Source organism: Plectonema radiosum NIES-515 (assembly GCF_025753815.1).
Taxonomy (GTDB): domain Bacteria; phylum Cyanobacteriota; class Cyanobacteriia; order Cyanobacteriales; family Nostocaceae; genus Hassallia; species Hassallia radiosum_A.
In genome coordinates this window covers 1-15,116 of record NZ_JAOWRF010000173.1, presented here as the reverse complement: position 1 = coordinate 15,116, position 15,116 = coordinate 1, and the positions used below count along the sequence as shown (strand labels likewise).

The following is a 15,116-nucleotide window of genomic DNA, read 5'->3' as shown; positions in this document are numbered from 1 at the left end:
TCAACCTGGATAATTCTAGAAAGTGCAAAAGCTTGGCTTTTAGTTGATATGGTCGCAGAGGTGGCGATCGCTCACATTCGGGTTATACTTCAGATAATCATGTAACCAATCACAGCCACGCGCCAGTAAGCTATCTAGATTATTGACATGATTTAGCTCATCCAAATTCCAGAGAATTATAGCCCCATCAGCACTGCCCAAGGCAAGAGTCTTGCCATCAGCGGAGAAAGTGGCGCTTAATAAGTAATCGCTATGCCCAGTCAGAGTTGTGATTAACCTACCATCGCTTGTCCAGAGTTTGACAGTCTTGTCATCACTAGCTGTAGCAATCATCTGACCGTCAGGTGAAAAAGTCACGCTATTAACCTGATCGGTGTGCCCAGTCAGCTTTTTGTACCAGCGAAACTCGCCCTTGTCGTCTTGCTTCCAAAGTATCACCGTCTTATCATTACTACTCGTGGCAATCATCTGACCATTAGGTGAGAAACTAACGCTCAAAACCCAACTGTTATGCCCGTTTTCCCCTGCGAGAGTCTTGTAGATATGAAACTCGCCTTTGTTGTCCTGCTTCCAAAGTTTCACCGTGCTGTCATCACTAGCTGAAGCAAGCATCTGACTGTCTGGCGACCAAGCTACAGCCCTTACCCAGTCCTCATGCTTGTCGAGAATCTGACGCTTCTTTGTGCTATCTAGCCGCAATATTATTACTTTGCTGTCCATATTGCCCAAAGCGATGAACTTACCGTTGGGTGAGACATTCAAGTCTAATATCTTATTATGGCTCTTCGGAAAAAGGGTTCTGGATAATTTACCGTCACGATTCCAGAGTTTCACTGTCTGATCGTCATTATCACCACTTGCGGTAGCAATTGTCTGACCATCATGTGAGAAACTAACATTATCGCTATGCCCCTCAAGAGTTTTGTCTAAAGTGCCATCACGCTTCCAGAGTTTCACCCTATTGTCATTGCTGGCTGAGGCAATTATTTTGTCATCAGGTGAGAAATGTACCTTATTAACCCGATCGCTATGAGCGTTTAGGATGCTTACTACGCCATTACCAAACTGAAATTTCATCGTGCTGTCACCCCTAGGAGAAGCAGGAGTTTTGGCGTTGCGTGAGCAACTCATATTACCAACTTGCCAAAGTTTCATCGTATCGTCAGCACTGGCAGAAACTAGAGTCTTACAGTCAGGTGAGAACCTGACTGCATAAACTCCATTGGTATGTCCTGATAAAGTTGTAAGTAAGGTACCATCACGATTCCAAAGCTTTACAGTTTTGTCGTCACTAGCTGTAGCAATCATACCGTCCGGCGAGAAAGCAACACTATTAATTCCATTTTTATGTGCGTTAAAAATTGTTTTTAACAAAGTGCCGTCTCGGTTCCAGAGTTTTATTTTGTTGTCGTTACCAGTAGCAAAAGTACCACCAGCCGCAGCCGCAATTGTTTGGCTATCGCTTGACCAAGTTACATCCCAAACAAAGTCCTGATAGCCTTTTATAATAGGAAGAGGCTTACCATCATGTGTCCAGAGTTTCACAGTTTTGTCCCGTCCACCAGTGGCAATCATCTTACCGTCTGGTGAGAAAGCGACACTATTAACTCCATCTTTATGGGCTTCTAGGGTTTTTAATAAAGTGCCGTCTGGCTTCCAGAGTTTGATTGTGCCATCCCGACTTCCTGTGGCAATTGTCTTACCATCAGGTGAGAAATTGATACTATAAACTCCTTTCCTGTGTGCTTTATTACCGTGTTCTTTAAGTTCTATTAGTGGTGTACCGTCCTGGTTCCAAAGTTTGACAACACCCTGGAAATCGCCTGAGACAATTGTTTGATCGTCAGGAGAGAAACTCACACCCAAGACTTTATCTTTATGTCCTTCGAGCGTCTTGTACACGCTACCATCTAGATTCCATAGTTTTATAGTATGGTCATAACTAGTTGAGGCAATCAACTTACCATTGTGTGAGAAAGTCACACCCCAGATTAGAGCCTGGTGTCCTTCCAAGCGATCGCGCTCTACTATCCAGGAAACTGACTGTTGTAGTGCCGCTACAACTTGGGTGTGAAGTTTACTCTCGATTTGTGCAGAAGGAAAATTTTTCTGAAAATTTTTCAGTAATATTGCAGCATGGACACTTTCTTCAAGGGCATCAAATGTTTTGTGTGCGGCAAAATCTGCTTGTGAAGTTTCACTAATGGCTATTATTTGAGCTTTTTCAGCTTCTTGCTTTTTATCTTCAGCTTTTTGCCTTTGATTTTCAGCTTTTATTGTCTGAAATTCAGCCCGTCTCCAAAATCCTACCGATAGGACTGCCAAGATGGACATAATAGCAACTCCAGCGATCAAAAAACGATTGAGTTTTGCTTCAACCTGTTGTCGTTTTTGCTTCTCCTTTTTCCTTTCTTCTAATTCTCTTGCTTGTTGTGACTGCCGGATAAAATATACTAGATAGTCATGAACCAGTTGATATAATTCAGCAGGGTCTTCAGGAATTTTTAACACCAGTCCTGAACCAACTAAAATTTCTAAGACTAGATTTAGTTTTTCTTTTTCTGAGACAATATCTGCTGTTTTTAAATCTTCCGCTAAATTGTCGGCAGTTTTGAGGGGACGAGTGCCTTTTTCGTCTGTTAGTAAATATAAAACTACTCTGGCACAGAGTTCGTTTTTATCACCACAGTCTTTAATAACTTCTTCTAAAAATCGCTCGACCAGTTTTTCTTTTGTTCCTGATTGAAGATATTGTTCTAAAGTTGTAATTTTATCTGTTTGGAGTTGCGCTCCGACTATTTGTAACTCAATCGGGCGTACCTCGTCAAGTTCGTCTGCTAAATCTTCTACCAATTTATCAATCAACGCAGGCTCTAAGTAAAAGTTGGTTTGCTCGGTCAGACTTTGCACAACAGCTTTAGCATCTACTGAAGAGAAATTTCCCAAATAATATCGAATATTCTTGTCTAAAATATTGTTATTAATTGCTGTAAAATTAAACAGGCGATCGCATTCCAATAAATAATACAAATAATCTTCTCTCAAACAGAGAATAACCTTGACAAAAGGAATATTTAGGCAAAGGTGCAATAACTTATAAAACGGCTGTCTTTTGCTTTGATCTGTGTAAACAAAGAAAAATTCTTCAAACTGATCAAAAATTAAAACTGTTAACAGATTACGCTCGGCATTTTTGTGCAAATTTTCACAGATGAATTCTATCGAAGGACTAGACGTACCATTGTCTGCCAAACACTTTGCTAATATCCCCATCCAATCTGTATAAACTCGCATGACAATGGGTAATACATCACGAGCGTCAATTGATTGCAGTTGCAGCGCAGGTACTAATCCTCCATTCAAAATTGAACTTTTACCTGCTCCTGACTGACCATGAAATACAGTCAATTTATGGTCATTACGGCTCATTCTTTTCATCAGCCGATTGACATCTTGTTGGCGACCAGAAACAGCAATTTCTTGAGCAATTTTTATGAAGTTTTGTACTTGCACTAGTGCGGGGTTAATTACCTCGCGCTGAGGAATTAAATAAGCTGCTCCAATGAAAGCACGAAAACCATATTGATGTTCAATTTTAATTTTTTCTTGTTTAATCTGAAAAGCCCCTAGATATTGACTTTGTTGATAATAAATGTTTTGCAACCTCTCCAAAATCTGAATGTAAAGCTCTGGATCGTATTGAGGTTTAGTTTCTCTTCTAGCAGTTTCTAGGGTAGTTAAAGCATCTTGCCACTTATGAAGCTGCTCTTGCGCTCTGGCTAGTGCGAATAGATACCAACCTTGATGATAATAACGTACCAAATCTAAATTAGCGTTGGGTTGGGACGATTGGTTACTAGCTACAATAAAAAGCGCTTTTTCAGCAGCTTGTTTAGCTTTATTCCAAGCAGAATGATCAATTGCTACTTCAGCGATAAATCCATAAGCTCTTGCCTCTCTAAACCAATCAGGATAAGTTTGATATAGAGTTAAAGCTTTTTGTGCAACCTTTTCTAATTCATCCCACAGTTGAAGTTTTTGCAGTACTTCCCCTAAAGCATTGACAAATTTTGCTACTAAGTCGGGACAATTTGCCCGCTCAAATACTTCCAGACATTGATGATAATAATCTTTAGCTCTTAAGCAAGCGGTTTTCTGTTCTGCTAAATGCTGCACGGCGTAGGTACGCCACCATAACCCTAAACTATACAGTACGCATCCTTGCTGTTTTAGTTGAGAACTCTGCTGCGAAAGTGCTAGACTGCGTTCATAATGCTGTCGTGACCGTTCCATCGAAATTGCATCTCGACCCAGGAGAAATTCTAAACTAGCTTCTAGTTCTGCGTCTAACTTCACATCCCGTTTTTGGAGTTCAGCTTGTGCTAATTCAAGTTCCACACGGTGCGGTGAACCGATTGCAAGGTTGAGTGCGGAATTATCAATAAATTTTCCTGCACCAGCATCTAGAACTTGGGTAAAAACTTCCTCTGATGTTTGCTTGACAAATTGAACTAAATTAGGAGTTGCGATCGCAAAATGAATTATTGTTGCCCAATTCTCGAAATCTGTCGCTAATCTGATCAGCTTTTGCAAAACGTGGTCATTAACCAATAATAGCACAGGAAATGGGAAATTTTTTCTAAACTCCTCCCGTACTTGGTTAGCTGAAGTTAGAACTGTATTGATGTCTTTAACCGATTCCAAACCAAAAACCATTAATGCTGGTGGCTGTTGATCTCCCAGTTTTTCACCTATAGAAGTGTAAAGAGTTTTGACTGACACAGGTAAAGTGATTTCACAGATTTTAACAGGAGATAGTTGATGTAGGCGTTGTACTATATCCTGACGGAAAGCTGCATAATTACAGCGCAGCAAAATCAACGAAAATTCTCCCTGAGAAAGGGTAATTGCTCGTACCAGAGTTTGCAATGAACGTTCATTTTCAACAGCTAAATTTTCTGGCTCGTCGTGATTACTCATAATCCAAATTCCTTAGCTTCTGCCAAAATCGGATTAATATCAAACCAAGAACCATCTTCATCGCGGTATTCAAATACAAACATACTGCGGAGCAAAAGTTCGTATCTTTCATGACCTCTCAAGCTTTTCTGCTGCGCCACTTCACGCAGTACTTCCCATTCATCAGCAGTAATTGCTAAACTTAGCTCATTGCAACGTTGTTTAATTACCCTATTTACGCACTCTTGTGACAGGGGTGGGTCTTCTTGCTGAATACAACGAAACAACAGCATCAGCAAGTTACGTAAGTGACCGCCGCTAACTAAACAAAGTCGCTCTAAAGTCTCAGGACTATCAAAAACCTTACTAATCAAATGCTGACTTTGTTCCCAACTGACACCAGGAAAAGCCCTGACCATGACCATCTGTTGCAGCAGCATGATTCCTTGTAAAAATTGCGAACCATCTTGAAATTTTACAGGAACCATTGGTAAAACCTTGGGGTCTGTAGCAAAGCGATATGTTAACCTTCCTAAAGTGTTAGAAAAAATCAACACTAACGGAATAGTATAAACAACATGACAATTTAGCTGGCTTAATTGTTCACCGCGCTCTACAAAGAGATATTCTGCTTGGGAAGAACCAGAAGGCTTAACAACATTGTGAACTTGGTCGAGATTATCGACAATTACCACCAGTCCTTTTTTGCCTTGCTGCTTGAGTTTTTCTTTAGCAGGCTTGAGCAATTCTTTGTTAATTGATTCTAAAATGCCATTGGTGCGCGGTTCTAAATGTTGTCGCAACGTCTGGCGAAGTTTGGGACTATCTTTAGTTTTGGCAGTAATTTTGGCAATACCTACAGATAACTCTCCCCCAAGTTCTATCGGCGTTTGCAGCAATTTAGCAAGTTCAGTAAACAGAGTTTGAAAGGATGCGGGCTTGAGATGAATTTTTATTGCTTCCAGACTTTGACTCACTTCACGAGCAACTGCCAGTAAAATATCTGTAACATCAATATCTGCCATATCCAGGCTTTGGCTGGACTCGAAATAAACCACATGAAATCCCTGCTGTTCTAACTCTGCTTTTAGCCGCAGTAACTCAGTGGATTTGCCACAACCGATATGTCCCGTAAATAATTGACAGGTAGGTTCTTCCGGTGCAAGACGGGTGATAGTTCGCCCAAGTTCTTCAATAATCTTGGCACCACGCACTTTGGAGAAATCAATATAATATTGTCTATCTTCCGGTTTGCTGACAACCAGAGTTTTGCTAGGGTTGCAAGCCTGAAAAAACCTGACTAAATCTAGTTTCATCACAAATCACCCGAAATTAGGCTGACACTCTTGCCCATTTCAGTGATTATACAGACGATAAAGCAGCTATTTCGGAAAAAATTTCTTGACCTATTGACTAATTAAACCTCGTCTACCTTGAAAACCGTAGTTATAGCACTTAAAGAACGCATCTACGTTTATCACCTTGAAAGGGCTAGTACCGCAAGGCAAAAGTCAAAAGTCAAAAAGCTTATAGGGCAGACTTTTTGGCTATTTGGAATCGGTGGTTTATTTGCGCCGTGCTGGGCTAGTCCTAATTTATAGCACTTTGCACCTTCTGTCCAATACAGACCTAACCCCCAACCCCTTCCCTACGAGGGAAGGGGAGTAAGACTCAAAGCCTCTCTCCTTGTAGGAGAGAGGTTTGGAGAGAGGTCAAAAGTGTACTGCACCCAAGCGAGAACCGCTATATTTACATAGGTGGAATTTTTTTCGCCGACTTACTTAGATCAAAACTTAGAGTTATTTATTAAGACTTTGGTGGTAACGGGATACCAAGAACGCACAGATTAAGAACATGACCACCTGTGACTAAATAAACAGCTTCGCAAACTGTACCTAATTGGCGGATTAAAGAACCGAGGCGATCGCGAAAATTTCTCCCAACCGGATAAGCCGGCACAACACCCCAACCTGTTTCTTCCGCCACAAATATCATATCAGCCGCAACCAAATCCACTGTTTCTAACAACTCTGTAACCGTGTTTTCCCAAATTGCATCCTCCTGGGAGAGTAGATTAGCTACCCAAGTTCCCAAAGAATCTACCAACAGACAGATATTTGGTTGAGCATCCGCAAGAGTAGCAGACAATTCTATCGGTACTTCCAGTGTTACCCAGTCTTCAATACGACGTTTTTGGTGTTGTGCAATGCGTTGATTCCACTCTGCGTCCGCTGAGTTTTGCGTAGCAGTGGCAATGTAAACAACTGCTTTACCTGACTGCATTGCCAGAGTTTCTGCCCATTCACTTTTACCAGATCGTGCAGGTCCGGTTACGAGGATGACTTTACCCAAAGCTTTTTCCTTAGTATCTTTAATTAAATAGGGTGGCAATTTATTACCAGAATTTTTTCACTGCCAAAGTGGGATTTTTGGTACTAAATAACTTTTAAGAGATAAAATTAGCACCAGCATTATTTAATGCGACTCGTGGCAAAAAAAGAAAAATCCCATTGAGACACTTCTCAATCATTAGAACACCACTGGGGACAGGATAAGTCAGGTAATTTTTTATGAAAGCAGGCTTAAAACGCATTGAGGCAACTCTACACGATTTGGGAACTAACGGCACTGCCTCCGCTGAAGCTAGTTCTACAAAGCAGTCTTTCTCTTTTCGGATTAGCGTTGGAAATAGCGAAGCTACAGCAGATGCTGTTTTATCAAAAGAAGATGTTACCGAAGCAGACACACCTGAGTTTGGTACAGAATATGTCCGTCAATATAATCACAATAACTCTGTGCAAACCTTTCCCACACAAGACAGCGATGGCAGATCGCCGGCACTACCCAAGTTCAAAACTCCCAGCTTTACAAGCCATCGCAACGCAGCTAATCCCGCATTAGCAATTAATTTGTTGCAAGAAATTCAAGAAAGCGTTTCTATGTGGCAAAAAGAATTGCAAAAAATTGTCAAACAAATTCAAGATATTTACATAGAAGGTCCGATTGTCAATGGCTGGTTGGAGTCACAGCCACGAGAAAGCGAACCGGGGGGAACCGCAACCCTGCGTCATGGGGAAGTCGATCGCCTGATGGATTATGTAGAAGAAATTTGCGCGGCTCAAGAAAACGTATCGTATCAATCAGCGCGTACAGGCTATCGACTTTGTGGTTTAGATTCCTCCGGTCAACTGTGGTCGCGTCCCTGTCCACCCGATCAAGTACCGATTGTGAGTATGGCGATCGCTCGTTACCAAAAGTTACGCCAACTACTAGGACGCAAGCAATATCTAGAAACTAGGCTTAGTCAACTAGCGGAAACTCTGGTAGTTTTACACAGTCATATTCAACAAGCATGAACTTTTAACGATTATTTCCGAAAAAACTCGGTTGGTGAGTCAGGAATTTTTGGTATAGATTTAGCGATAAGGAGACAAGGGGACTCCTTCGAGACACGGGGACTCCTTGGGGACAGTCCCTAAATCACTCTTGAATGCGTGACTCGTACAGACGCGATACAAAGAGCGTCTCTACAACTCTTGACAAATCCAAAATCAACTTCTTTATGCCAGATCCGCAAATCTCCGCCATTATCTGTACTCACAATCGAGACACCTATTTAGGTGCTGCCATAGATAGCCTTTTAATGCAAGAGTTTGCCGCTGGCTTTGAGGTGGTGGTGGTCGATAATAACTCAAGCGATCGCACATGCGAAGTTGTAAAACAAAGGTTATCCGATCCGCGCTTGAAGTACGTCTTTGAACCGGTGCTTGGTTTATCTGTCGCTCGCAACACTGGTGCAAAAGAATCTAGGGGGGAAATTATCGCTTATTTGGATGACGATGCGGTAGCGTGCGATCGCTGGTTGCAAATATTGTGTTCTGCCTATGAAAATAACTCTTATATCGCGATCGCTGGTGGCAAAGTCACTTTATTATGGTCCCCAGGAATCCAACAACCACAATGGCTATCTCCCGGACTAGCTAGCAATTTGGGAGCATACGACTTAGGTGACACCATCGTCTACATCGAGCAGCCCGGTTTAACTCCCAGAGGCTTAAATTACTCGATACGTCGCAGCTTCCTCAACGAAATAGGCGGTTTTGACCCTCATCTCGGTCGAGTCGGCAAAAACTTATTATCTAATGAAGAACTACAAATGACAGAATTTGCCCTCCAACGCGGTTGGCAAGTTGCTTATCTTCCCGATGCTCTAGTTGCTCACAATGTCGCTCCAGAACGCCTCAACCGCTCCTGGTTTTTAAACCGAGGCTGGTGGCAAGGTATCAGCGAGTGCTATCGAGAACAACTTGCCGGTCAAGCCGGTATCGGTCAGTTGCAGCGCGGCAGCGAAAGATTTTTACGCGGATTGTATAAATCATTGCAACATTTAAGTGACCCAGCAGAACGCTTTGACAAACTTGTCTATGCTTACGGTCAGATTGGTTACTTAAATGCCGCTATTCAGGGTCTTTTATCGTCATCTAATAATAAATAAAAATAACTTCTTAATATGTCATCAAAAATACCAATTTCCGTATTAATTCCTGCAAAAAACGAACAAGTAAACTTACCGGCTTGCCTCGCTAGCGTCGCTGTTGCCGATGAAGTGTTTGTTGTAGACTCTCAAAGTACCGATAAAAGTGAGGAAATTATTAAAAGTTACGGTGCAAACCTCGTGCAGTTCCACTTTAATGGACGCTGGCCCAAAAAGAAAAACTGGTCTTTAGAAAATCTAGCTTTCCGTAATGAATGGGTGCTAATTGTCGATTGTGATGAGCGCATCACCCCCGAACTCTGGTCAGAAATTGCTCAAGCAATTCAAAATGATGAACACGATGGTTATTACCTCAACCGGCGCGTATTTTTCTTAGGTAAATGGATTCGTCACGGTGGTAAATATCCTGATTGGAACCTGCGTTTATTTAAGCACGCTAAAGGTCGCTACGAAAATCTCAACACCGAGGATATTCCCAACACTGGCGATAATGAAGTTCACGAACACGTTATTTTATCGGGGAAAGTCGGCTATCTGAAAAACGATATGCTTCATGAAGACTTCCGCGATTTGTTCCACTGGTTAGAAAGACATAATCGCTATTCCAACTGGGAAGCGCGTGTTTATTTGAATATTCTCACAGGTAAAGATGACAGCGGCACTATTAGCGCAAATTTATTTGGTGATGCAGTGCAACGCAAGCGCTTTTTGAAAAAAGTCTGGGTGCGTCTGCCATTTAAACCATTTTTGCGGTTTATTTTGTTCTACATTATTCAGCGCGGCTTTTTGGATGGCAAAGCTGGATATACTTACGCCCGCTTGCTGAGTCAATATGAATACCAAATTGGCGTGAAACTTTACGAATTACGTAGTTGTGGTGGACAACTAAATACTACCAGCACTGCTAAAGTGGCGTCACCATCCCTCAAGCCGGAGATTCAACAAACGGCAACTTAAGGAGACAAGGGGACGAGGAGACAAGGGGGACAAGGGGAATTACAGCAGATTGCGTTTTTATTGAATACACGTAGAGACGTTCCGGCGGAACGTCTCTACAGGGTTTTGGGTTTTATGCACATACCTCATTTACCTCAAATATGCTGTAATTACCAATGCCCAATTCAAAATCTAAAATCTAAAATTTGATGTCTGAGTTGAATGTGAGTAAACAAGTGTCGGTAGTTGATGCAGAACCTTTTGTAGATTTACGCAAGTATGACCAATCTTGGTTTGATCGGGGTCGTCCGGGTTGGTATATTTTATTTTGGTGGTTTGTACAAGCGATCGCCTTTCCACTGACTCCTCAGCCTCTCAGTAATCTCCGTTGCGCTATACTCCGCCTGTTTGGGGCAAAAGTCGGCAAAGGTGTATTAATTCGCCCTACCGCCCGCTTCACGTACCCCTGGAAAATCACCATTGGCGATTATAGCTGGATTGGGGATGATGTCGTTTTATACAGTCTTGATGAAATCCACATCGGCTCACACTGCGTAATTTCCCAGAAAAGTTATCTATGTACTGGTACTCATGACATCAAAGATCCAGCCTTTGGACTGAAAACTGCAATTATCACCATTGGTAATGGAGCATGGGTAACAACAGATTGTTTTGTTGCCCCAGGAGTGACAATTGGCGCTAACGCCGTAATCGGCGCTCGTAGCAGTGTTTTAAGTGACATACCCGCTGGGCAAGTTTGTTGGGGAAATCCCTGTCGTCCCAAGTATGCGCGGGATAGAAAGTAGCGATAGTCCTTCGGTGAGATCATATAATCATAAATAAAAAAGAGCGATCGCACTATCGACCAATGTGCGATCGCTCTTTTTTTGTAAAACACAAACGATTAGCCCCCTAACCAAGCCTTACGTTCAATATGGCATCGTCTCACCAGAAGGAAAAATTGTCAAAACCATCCCGATTGACATTCCTTCTCCCAATTCGGTTGATATCAGATAAATTTAGGACTCTAGGGCAATGTTTCTTTACATCCATCACGGGCGATCGTCCGTAAAGAGCTTTTATTACTCTTGCCATTTTGATTCGGCTCAATGCCGTTTACTCTTACAGAGCGTTAAATTTAAACACTCTCAAAACCTGCGACGAGTTGCCTGACATTTTCACTTAGAGCTTCAACGAAGTACCCACCCTCTTGCACAAATAAAGTCGGCAGTGAAAGTGACTTAATCTTTCTTCCGATTTCATTGTAGGACGTAGACTCAAGAGAAAAACAACCAAGCGGGTCAGATTTAAACGTGTCGAAGCCAGTTGCCACAACCAAGGCTTCTGCCTTAAACGACGATATCACGTCTATAGCTTTCTCTAGGGCTTGTATATAAGAGGCTTCATTGGTTCCAGGAGGCAGTGGAATATTCAAGTTACATTCTTCGCCTTCGTCTGAACCACATTCGTTTTCAAAGCCCGTATAGAAGGGATAAAAGTTTGCAGGATTACCGTGAATTGAGATTGTCAAAAAGTCACTATGCTGATAAAAAATCTGCTGTGTACCGTTACCGTGATGCATGTCAATATCGAGAATTGCAACCTTGGCAAACTGCTGGTGAAGTTCTTGGGCAGCGATCGCGGCGTTATTTAAGAAGCACATACCCATTGCCCTATCCTGACAAGCATGATGCCCACTTGGTCTACACAAAGCATAGATAGCAAACTCTCCCGCCCGTAGACAAGACGCTCCTTGAATGACCGCAGATACACTTAAGAGTGCATTTCGCCAAGTATATTCTCCAATTGGTGCTGCACAATCAGCAATGTACCAACCCGCCAGAGCAACTGGGTTTTCGTTAAACTGGGCTATATGGCGGTTTGGGGAAATGTTTGGAAATATTTCGGTACTGGCATCCGGCATTTTTGACCAGTTTGACCAAGCGCTTTCAAGATACTCAACATAGGCAGTGTCATGCACCGCAATAATTAATTTGCGAAGCTCTGGTTGCGATGATGCAAACACTATTTCACATCCTGCCATCTCTAGCCCCACACGAATCTGATTACCTCTTTGTGCGACATCTGGGTGTTCAACGAAGCGCCCTCTTCGGAGGAATTTTGCAGGTCCAGGAGCGTCAAAGTAAGGGCTTAGTATGGCTTTCACTTTTTTAAGCTATTCAAACATATGGAATAGATTTTAGTCTACAAGAGGCGAATACTAGTAGAAAAAAGTCTTCTTCGGTGTCTATATTAATTTTTGCTACATTTTTATGCCAAGTTTATTACCCACCATCCCATCATCTGCATCGCGCTTGTGCAAGATATGAGCCTCTAACTAGCGGCGATCGCCTGACTGCAACCAAAAACAGCAGCGATCGCCCGATAATATTCCAATCCGGTTCATATAAGAATAATTAACCGCTGATGTACGCGGATAAACGCTGATAAATCAAGATATTTAATCAACATTTGTCGGTTTTTATCATCGCACGGACGTAGCTAGCTTACGTCTCTACATCATATGTAATAAGCGCGGATATGATATTACCCCAATCCCAACCAAGAGAAGAGATTTTGCCACCAAGAACTACTCACCTGACCCACAAGCTTCATTTTTTGGCGAATGTCTTGAATATTCCAATTAGTTAATTTAGCAAGGGTTTGCGCTTCTTTTTCAAAACGCTTACCCAAAGACCGCTTATATTCTCTTCCCGCAGAACATGTAACTTGACCTGTAAATGGATGTTGCAAAACGTAACGTCCTTGGAAAGATTCGCGGTTAGAGGTTTCGTGAAACATCAAGTCTTCGGGGAATTTGTCGCGAGTGTAGCGGACATGCAGACGAGAAATAAAGACGCTACTAGAAGGGCTTGGTGGACGAAAGCGACGGGGTGCGGGTGCGTTTATCCCAAAATCATTATCTAACCAAAACACACCCGCTTGCTTGAGTTCCTGTTGGCTGAGGGGTTCGGCAGAACAAGGATCGCAATTACTCATATCCCAAGCATATTCTAAAAATGCCACTTTTCTATCTTCTTTGATGTAAGAAGTTTGGAACATGGATTTATAAAAGTCGCTAAATTCATCTTTGACAAATAAGGGAATATTGTCACCGGAAGGAACTTTCACTGTGCGGTAATTCGTAATTTCTGCCTGTCCTTTGGGTGAGAGAATGTAGACAATCAAATCTTGTTCGGTTGTGGCATTAATCATGCCCAAACGAATTGGCAACATGAATTTTGGTGAAGAGTAAGAAATTTGCAAAGGACGCAGAAACTGATAGCCAGATTTCTTGAATTTATCTAAGTTGACTTTAGCAACAAAGAATTTCATGGAGGAACGAATGTAAGGCTGAAGTAGCTGTTTTGTTCCTCTGGGTATTTTATAACCGTTGCGGTTCAGCCAAGTTTCCAATCCCCCAGATTCTTTGGCACTGAGGATTACAATGTCGTATTCACCAACGTTAAAACGCGCTTCGACAGTCACACCTAAATTGTCAGCACCCCTAGCATTTCCTACCCGACTTCTTGGTGCTGCTGATGGTAGTGGAAGCCCCCCTCTTTCTTCGTAAAGTGGCGCACAGGGGTCTGAATCGAAGTATTCTACTAATCGTGGGGCGCTAAAAGCATCTAAACGCTCAATAATTTTCGGTTCGGCAACGCGCACTTGCTCTTTTTGCAACACTGTCGGTACAGGTACAACAATTGCAAAATCTTTTACTTCGCCCTGAAAGTCATTTGCCATTGTCAGAACAGTGCGATCGCCTGATCGTGCGATCGCCACCTGAGAAGCTCGATTATACAGCTTTGCATCAGCTTTAGCAACATAAAATCCACAAAATGCCCAAGCCGCCGGCGTAAAACAAAACACAGCGACAACTGTTAGTAGTAAAGAAATTAACAATTTAAAAGGCTTCATTTTTATTACTTGTTGGTTGATAGTTGATGGTTGATAGTTGATGGTTGATGGTTGGAGCGTTGAGAGTTGATAGTTATTTAGAAAATACTCCTAACTCCTAACTCCTAACCCCTAACTCCTAACTCCTAACCCCTAACCCCTAACTCCTAACTCCAAACTCCAAACTCCTAACTCCTAACTCCTAACCATTCCCCAAGAAAATCGCGGTGCTTTCCACAAGATATCTAGCAGGATAGTCAAAGGAGCAAGGGTAAAAAGTGCCCAAAAAACTGCTGTGGAAACAAAGAAATAATTCCGCAGAATAAAAGTTAATATGGCGATGCACATTGCCCAAATTAGACGCCCAATTTGAGCATTGGGAATTGACCGGGGGTCTGTTACCATAAACAGGGCAAATAGCAGCAATGATCCACTCATCAATCGATGCCAGTAAACATCCCAAGTCCAGCCCAACATGATATTGCGAATTGCTTCCATAAAAGCGTATGTAAGCAAAAAAGCGGCTGTTGTATCCCAACGTCCGACTCGCTTGAGAATCATCCCACCTGTGCCGGCAAATAACAGCCCATACCACCAATCATCACCCCATTGTCCCGGTGAAACCCAAGCATCAGGGGTTAGTAATAAGGCACAAATGATACCAGCGTTGGCGGGATTGAAGAAATGTTTATCCCCGACTTTGAAGACAAATTTACTAGCGATCGCCACAAATCCGGCTAAAGCCATCGTCGTCCAATCATCGGCTCGTAAAAGCAAGCTGAGTCCTAATGCGGTAATCAACGCACTGCGGATAGCAAGAGGAGGG

General features: G+C 42.4%; 11 protein-coding genes. 5 read left to right on the top strand and 6 right to left on the bottom strand.

Annotated features, from left to right (window positions below; all coding sequences use genetic code 11):
• Positions 1–39 precede the first annotated feature (39 nt).
• The 3 genes from OGM63_RS11610 to cobU all read right to left on the bottom strand — a co-directional run bounded on the left by OGM63_RS11610 (position 40) and on the right by cobU (position 7,350).
• Positions 40–4,980, bottom strand: a complete 4,941-nt coding sequence (locus OGM63_RS11610) for a WD40 domain-containing protein (protein ID WP_263745702.1) — start codon at positions 4,978–4,980, stop codon at positions 40–42.
• The gene (locus tag OGM63_RS11605; protein ID WP_263745700.1) at positions 4,977–6,275 is read right to left on the bottom strand and encodes a P-loop NTPase fold protein; all 1,299 of its coding nucleotides are present in this window, start codon (positions 6,273–6,275) and stop codon (positions 4,977–4,979) included. The genes OGM63_RS11610 and OGM63_RS11605 overlap by 4 nt, the downstream gene beginning before the upstream one ends.
• Before the next feature lie 490 nt (positions 6,276–6,765).
• Complete coding sequence (gene cobU / locus OGM63_RS11600) at positions 6,766–7,350, bottom strand: bifunctional adenosylcobinamide kinase/adenosylcobinamide-phosphate guanylyltransferase (protein ID WP_263745699.1); 585 nt, start codon at positions 7,348–7,350, stop codon at positions 6,766–6,768.
• 179 nt (positions 7,351–7,529) lie between these two features.
• Between cobU and OGM63_RS11595 the strand changes: the two genes are divergently transcribed.
• The 4 genes from OGM63_RS11595 (at position 7,530) to hpsU (ending at position 11,196) form a co-directional block, all read left to right on the top strand.
• The gene (locus tag OGM63_RS11595) at positions 7,530–8,315 is read left to right on the top strand and encodes a hypothetical protein (protein ID WP_263745698.1); all 786 of its coding nucleotides are present in this window, start codon (positions 7,530–7,532) and stop codon (positions 8,313–8,315) included.
• Between the two features lie 206 nt (positions 8,316–8,521).
• Positions 8,522–9,454, top strand: a complete 933-nt coding sequence (locus tag OGM63_RS11590; RefSeq protein WP_263745718.1) for a glycosyltransferase family 2 protein — start codon at positions 8,522–8,524, stop codon at positions 9,452–9,454.
• Between the two features lie 15 nt (positions 9,455–9,469).
• Positions 9,470–10,411, top strand: a complete 942-nt coding sequence (locus OGM63_RS11585) for a glycosyltransferase family 2 protein (RefSeq protein WP_263745697.1) — start codon at positions 9,470–9,472, stop codon at positions 10,409–10,411.
• A 203-nt stretch (positions 10,412–10,614) separates the two neighbouring features.
• The gene (gene hpsU / locus OGM63_RS11580) at positions 10,615–11,196 is read left to right on the top strand and encodes a hormogonium polysaccharide biosynthesis acetyltransferase HpsU (protein ID WP_263745696.1); all 582 of its coding nucleotides are present in this window, start codon (positions 10,615–10,617) and stop codon (positions 11,194–11,196) included.
• Positions 11,197–11,528: 332 nt separating this feature from the next.
• Here hpsU and OGM63_RS11575 read toward each other — a convergent pair whose 3' ends face one another.
• Positions 11,529–12,557: a histone deacetylase family protein gene (locus OGM63_RS11575; RefSeq protein WP_263745695.1), complete on the bottom strand. Its 1,029-nt coding sequence runs from the start codon at positions 12,555–12,557 to the stop codon at positions 11,529–11,531.
• A gap of 77 nt (positions 12,558–12,634) precedes the next feature.
• On the opposite strand from OGM63_RS11575, the gene OGM63_RS11570 reads away from it, so the two are divergent.
• Positions 12,635–12,811 carry a hypothetical protein gene (locus OGM63_RS11570; protein ID WP_263745694.1) on the top strand — a complete coding sequence of 59 codons (177 nt, stop codon included), beginning with the start codon at positions 12,635–12,637 and terminating at the stop codon, positions 12,809–12,811.
• A gap of 126 nt (positions 12,812–12,937) precedes the next feature.
• Here the strand turns inward: OGM63_RS11570 and OGM63_RS11565 are convergent, their stop codons facing one another.
• Positions 12,938–14,311 (bottom strand): DUF2330 domain-containing protein, encoded by a 1,374-nt coding sequence (locus OGM63_RS11565; protein ID WP_263745693.1) that lies wholly within the window; start codon positions 14,309–14,311, stop codon positions 12,938–12,940.
• A gap of 174 nt (positions 14,312–14,485) precedes the next feature.
• Positions 14,486–15,116, bottom strand: a 631-nt coding sequence (locus tag OGM63_RS11560) for an RnfABCDGE type electron transport complex subunit D (RefSeq protein ID WP_263745692.1), incomplete at its 5' end; no start/stop codon positions are given.

Bases quoted from the DNA above. Each gene is read 5' to 3' on its own strand.
- OGM63_RS11585 (WP_263745697.1), top strand. From the start codon at position 9,470: ATGTCATCAAAAATACCAATTTCCGTATTAATTCCTGCAAAAAACGAA.
- OGM63_RS11610 (WP_263745702.1), bottom strand. From the start codon at position 4,980: ATGAGTAATCACGACGAGCCAGAAAATTTAGCTGTTGAAAATGAACGT.
- OGM63_RS11590 (WP_263745718.1), top strand. From the start codon at position 8,522: ATGCCAGATCCGCAAATCTCCGCCATTATCTGTACTCACAATCGAGAC.
- OGM63_RS11565 (WP_263745693.1), bottom strand. From the start codon at position 14,311: ATGAAGCCTTTTAAATTGTTAATTTCTTTACTACTAACAGTTGTCGCT.
- OGM63_RS11605 (WP_263745700.1), bottom strand. From the start codon at position 6,275: ATGAAACTAGATTTAGTCAGGTTTTTTCAGGCTTGCAACCCTAGCAAA.
- OGM63_RS11595 (WP_263745698.1), top strand. From the start codon at position 7,530: ATGAAAGCAGGCTTAAAACGCATTGAGGCAACTCTACACGATTTGGGA.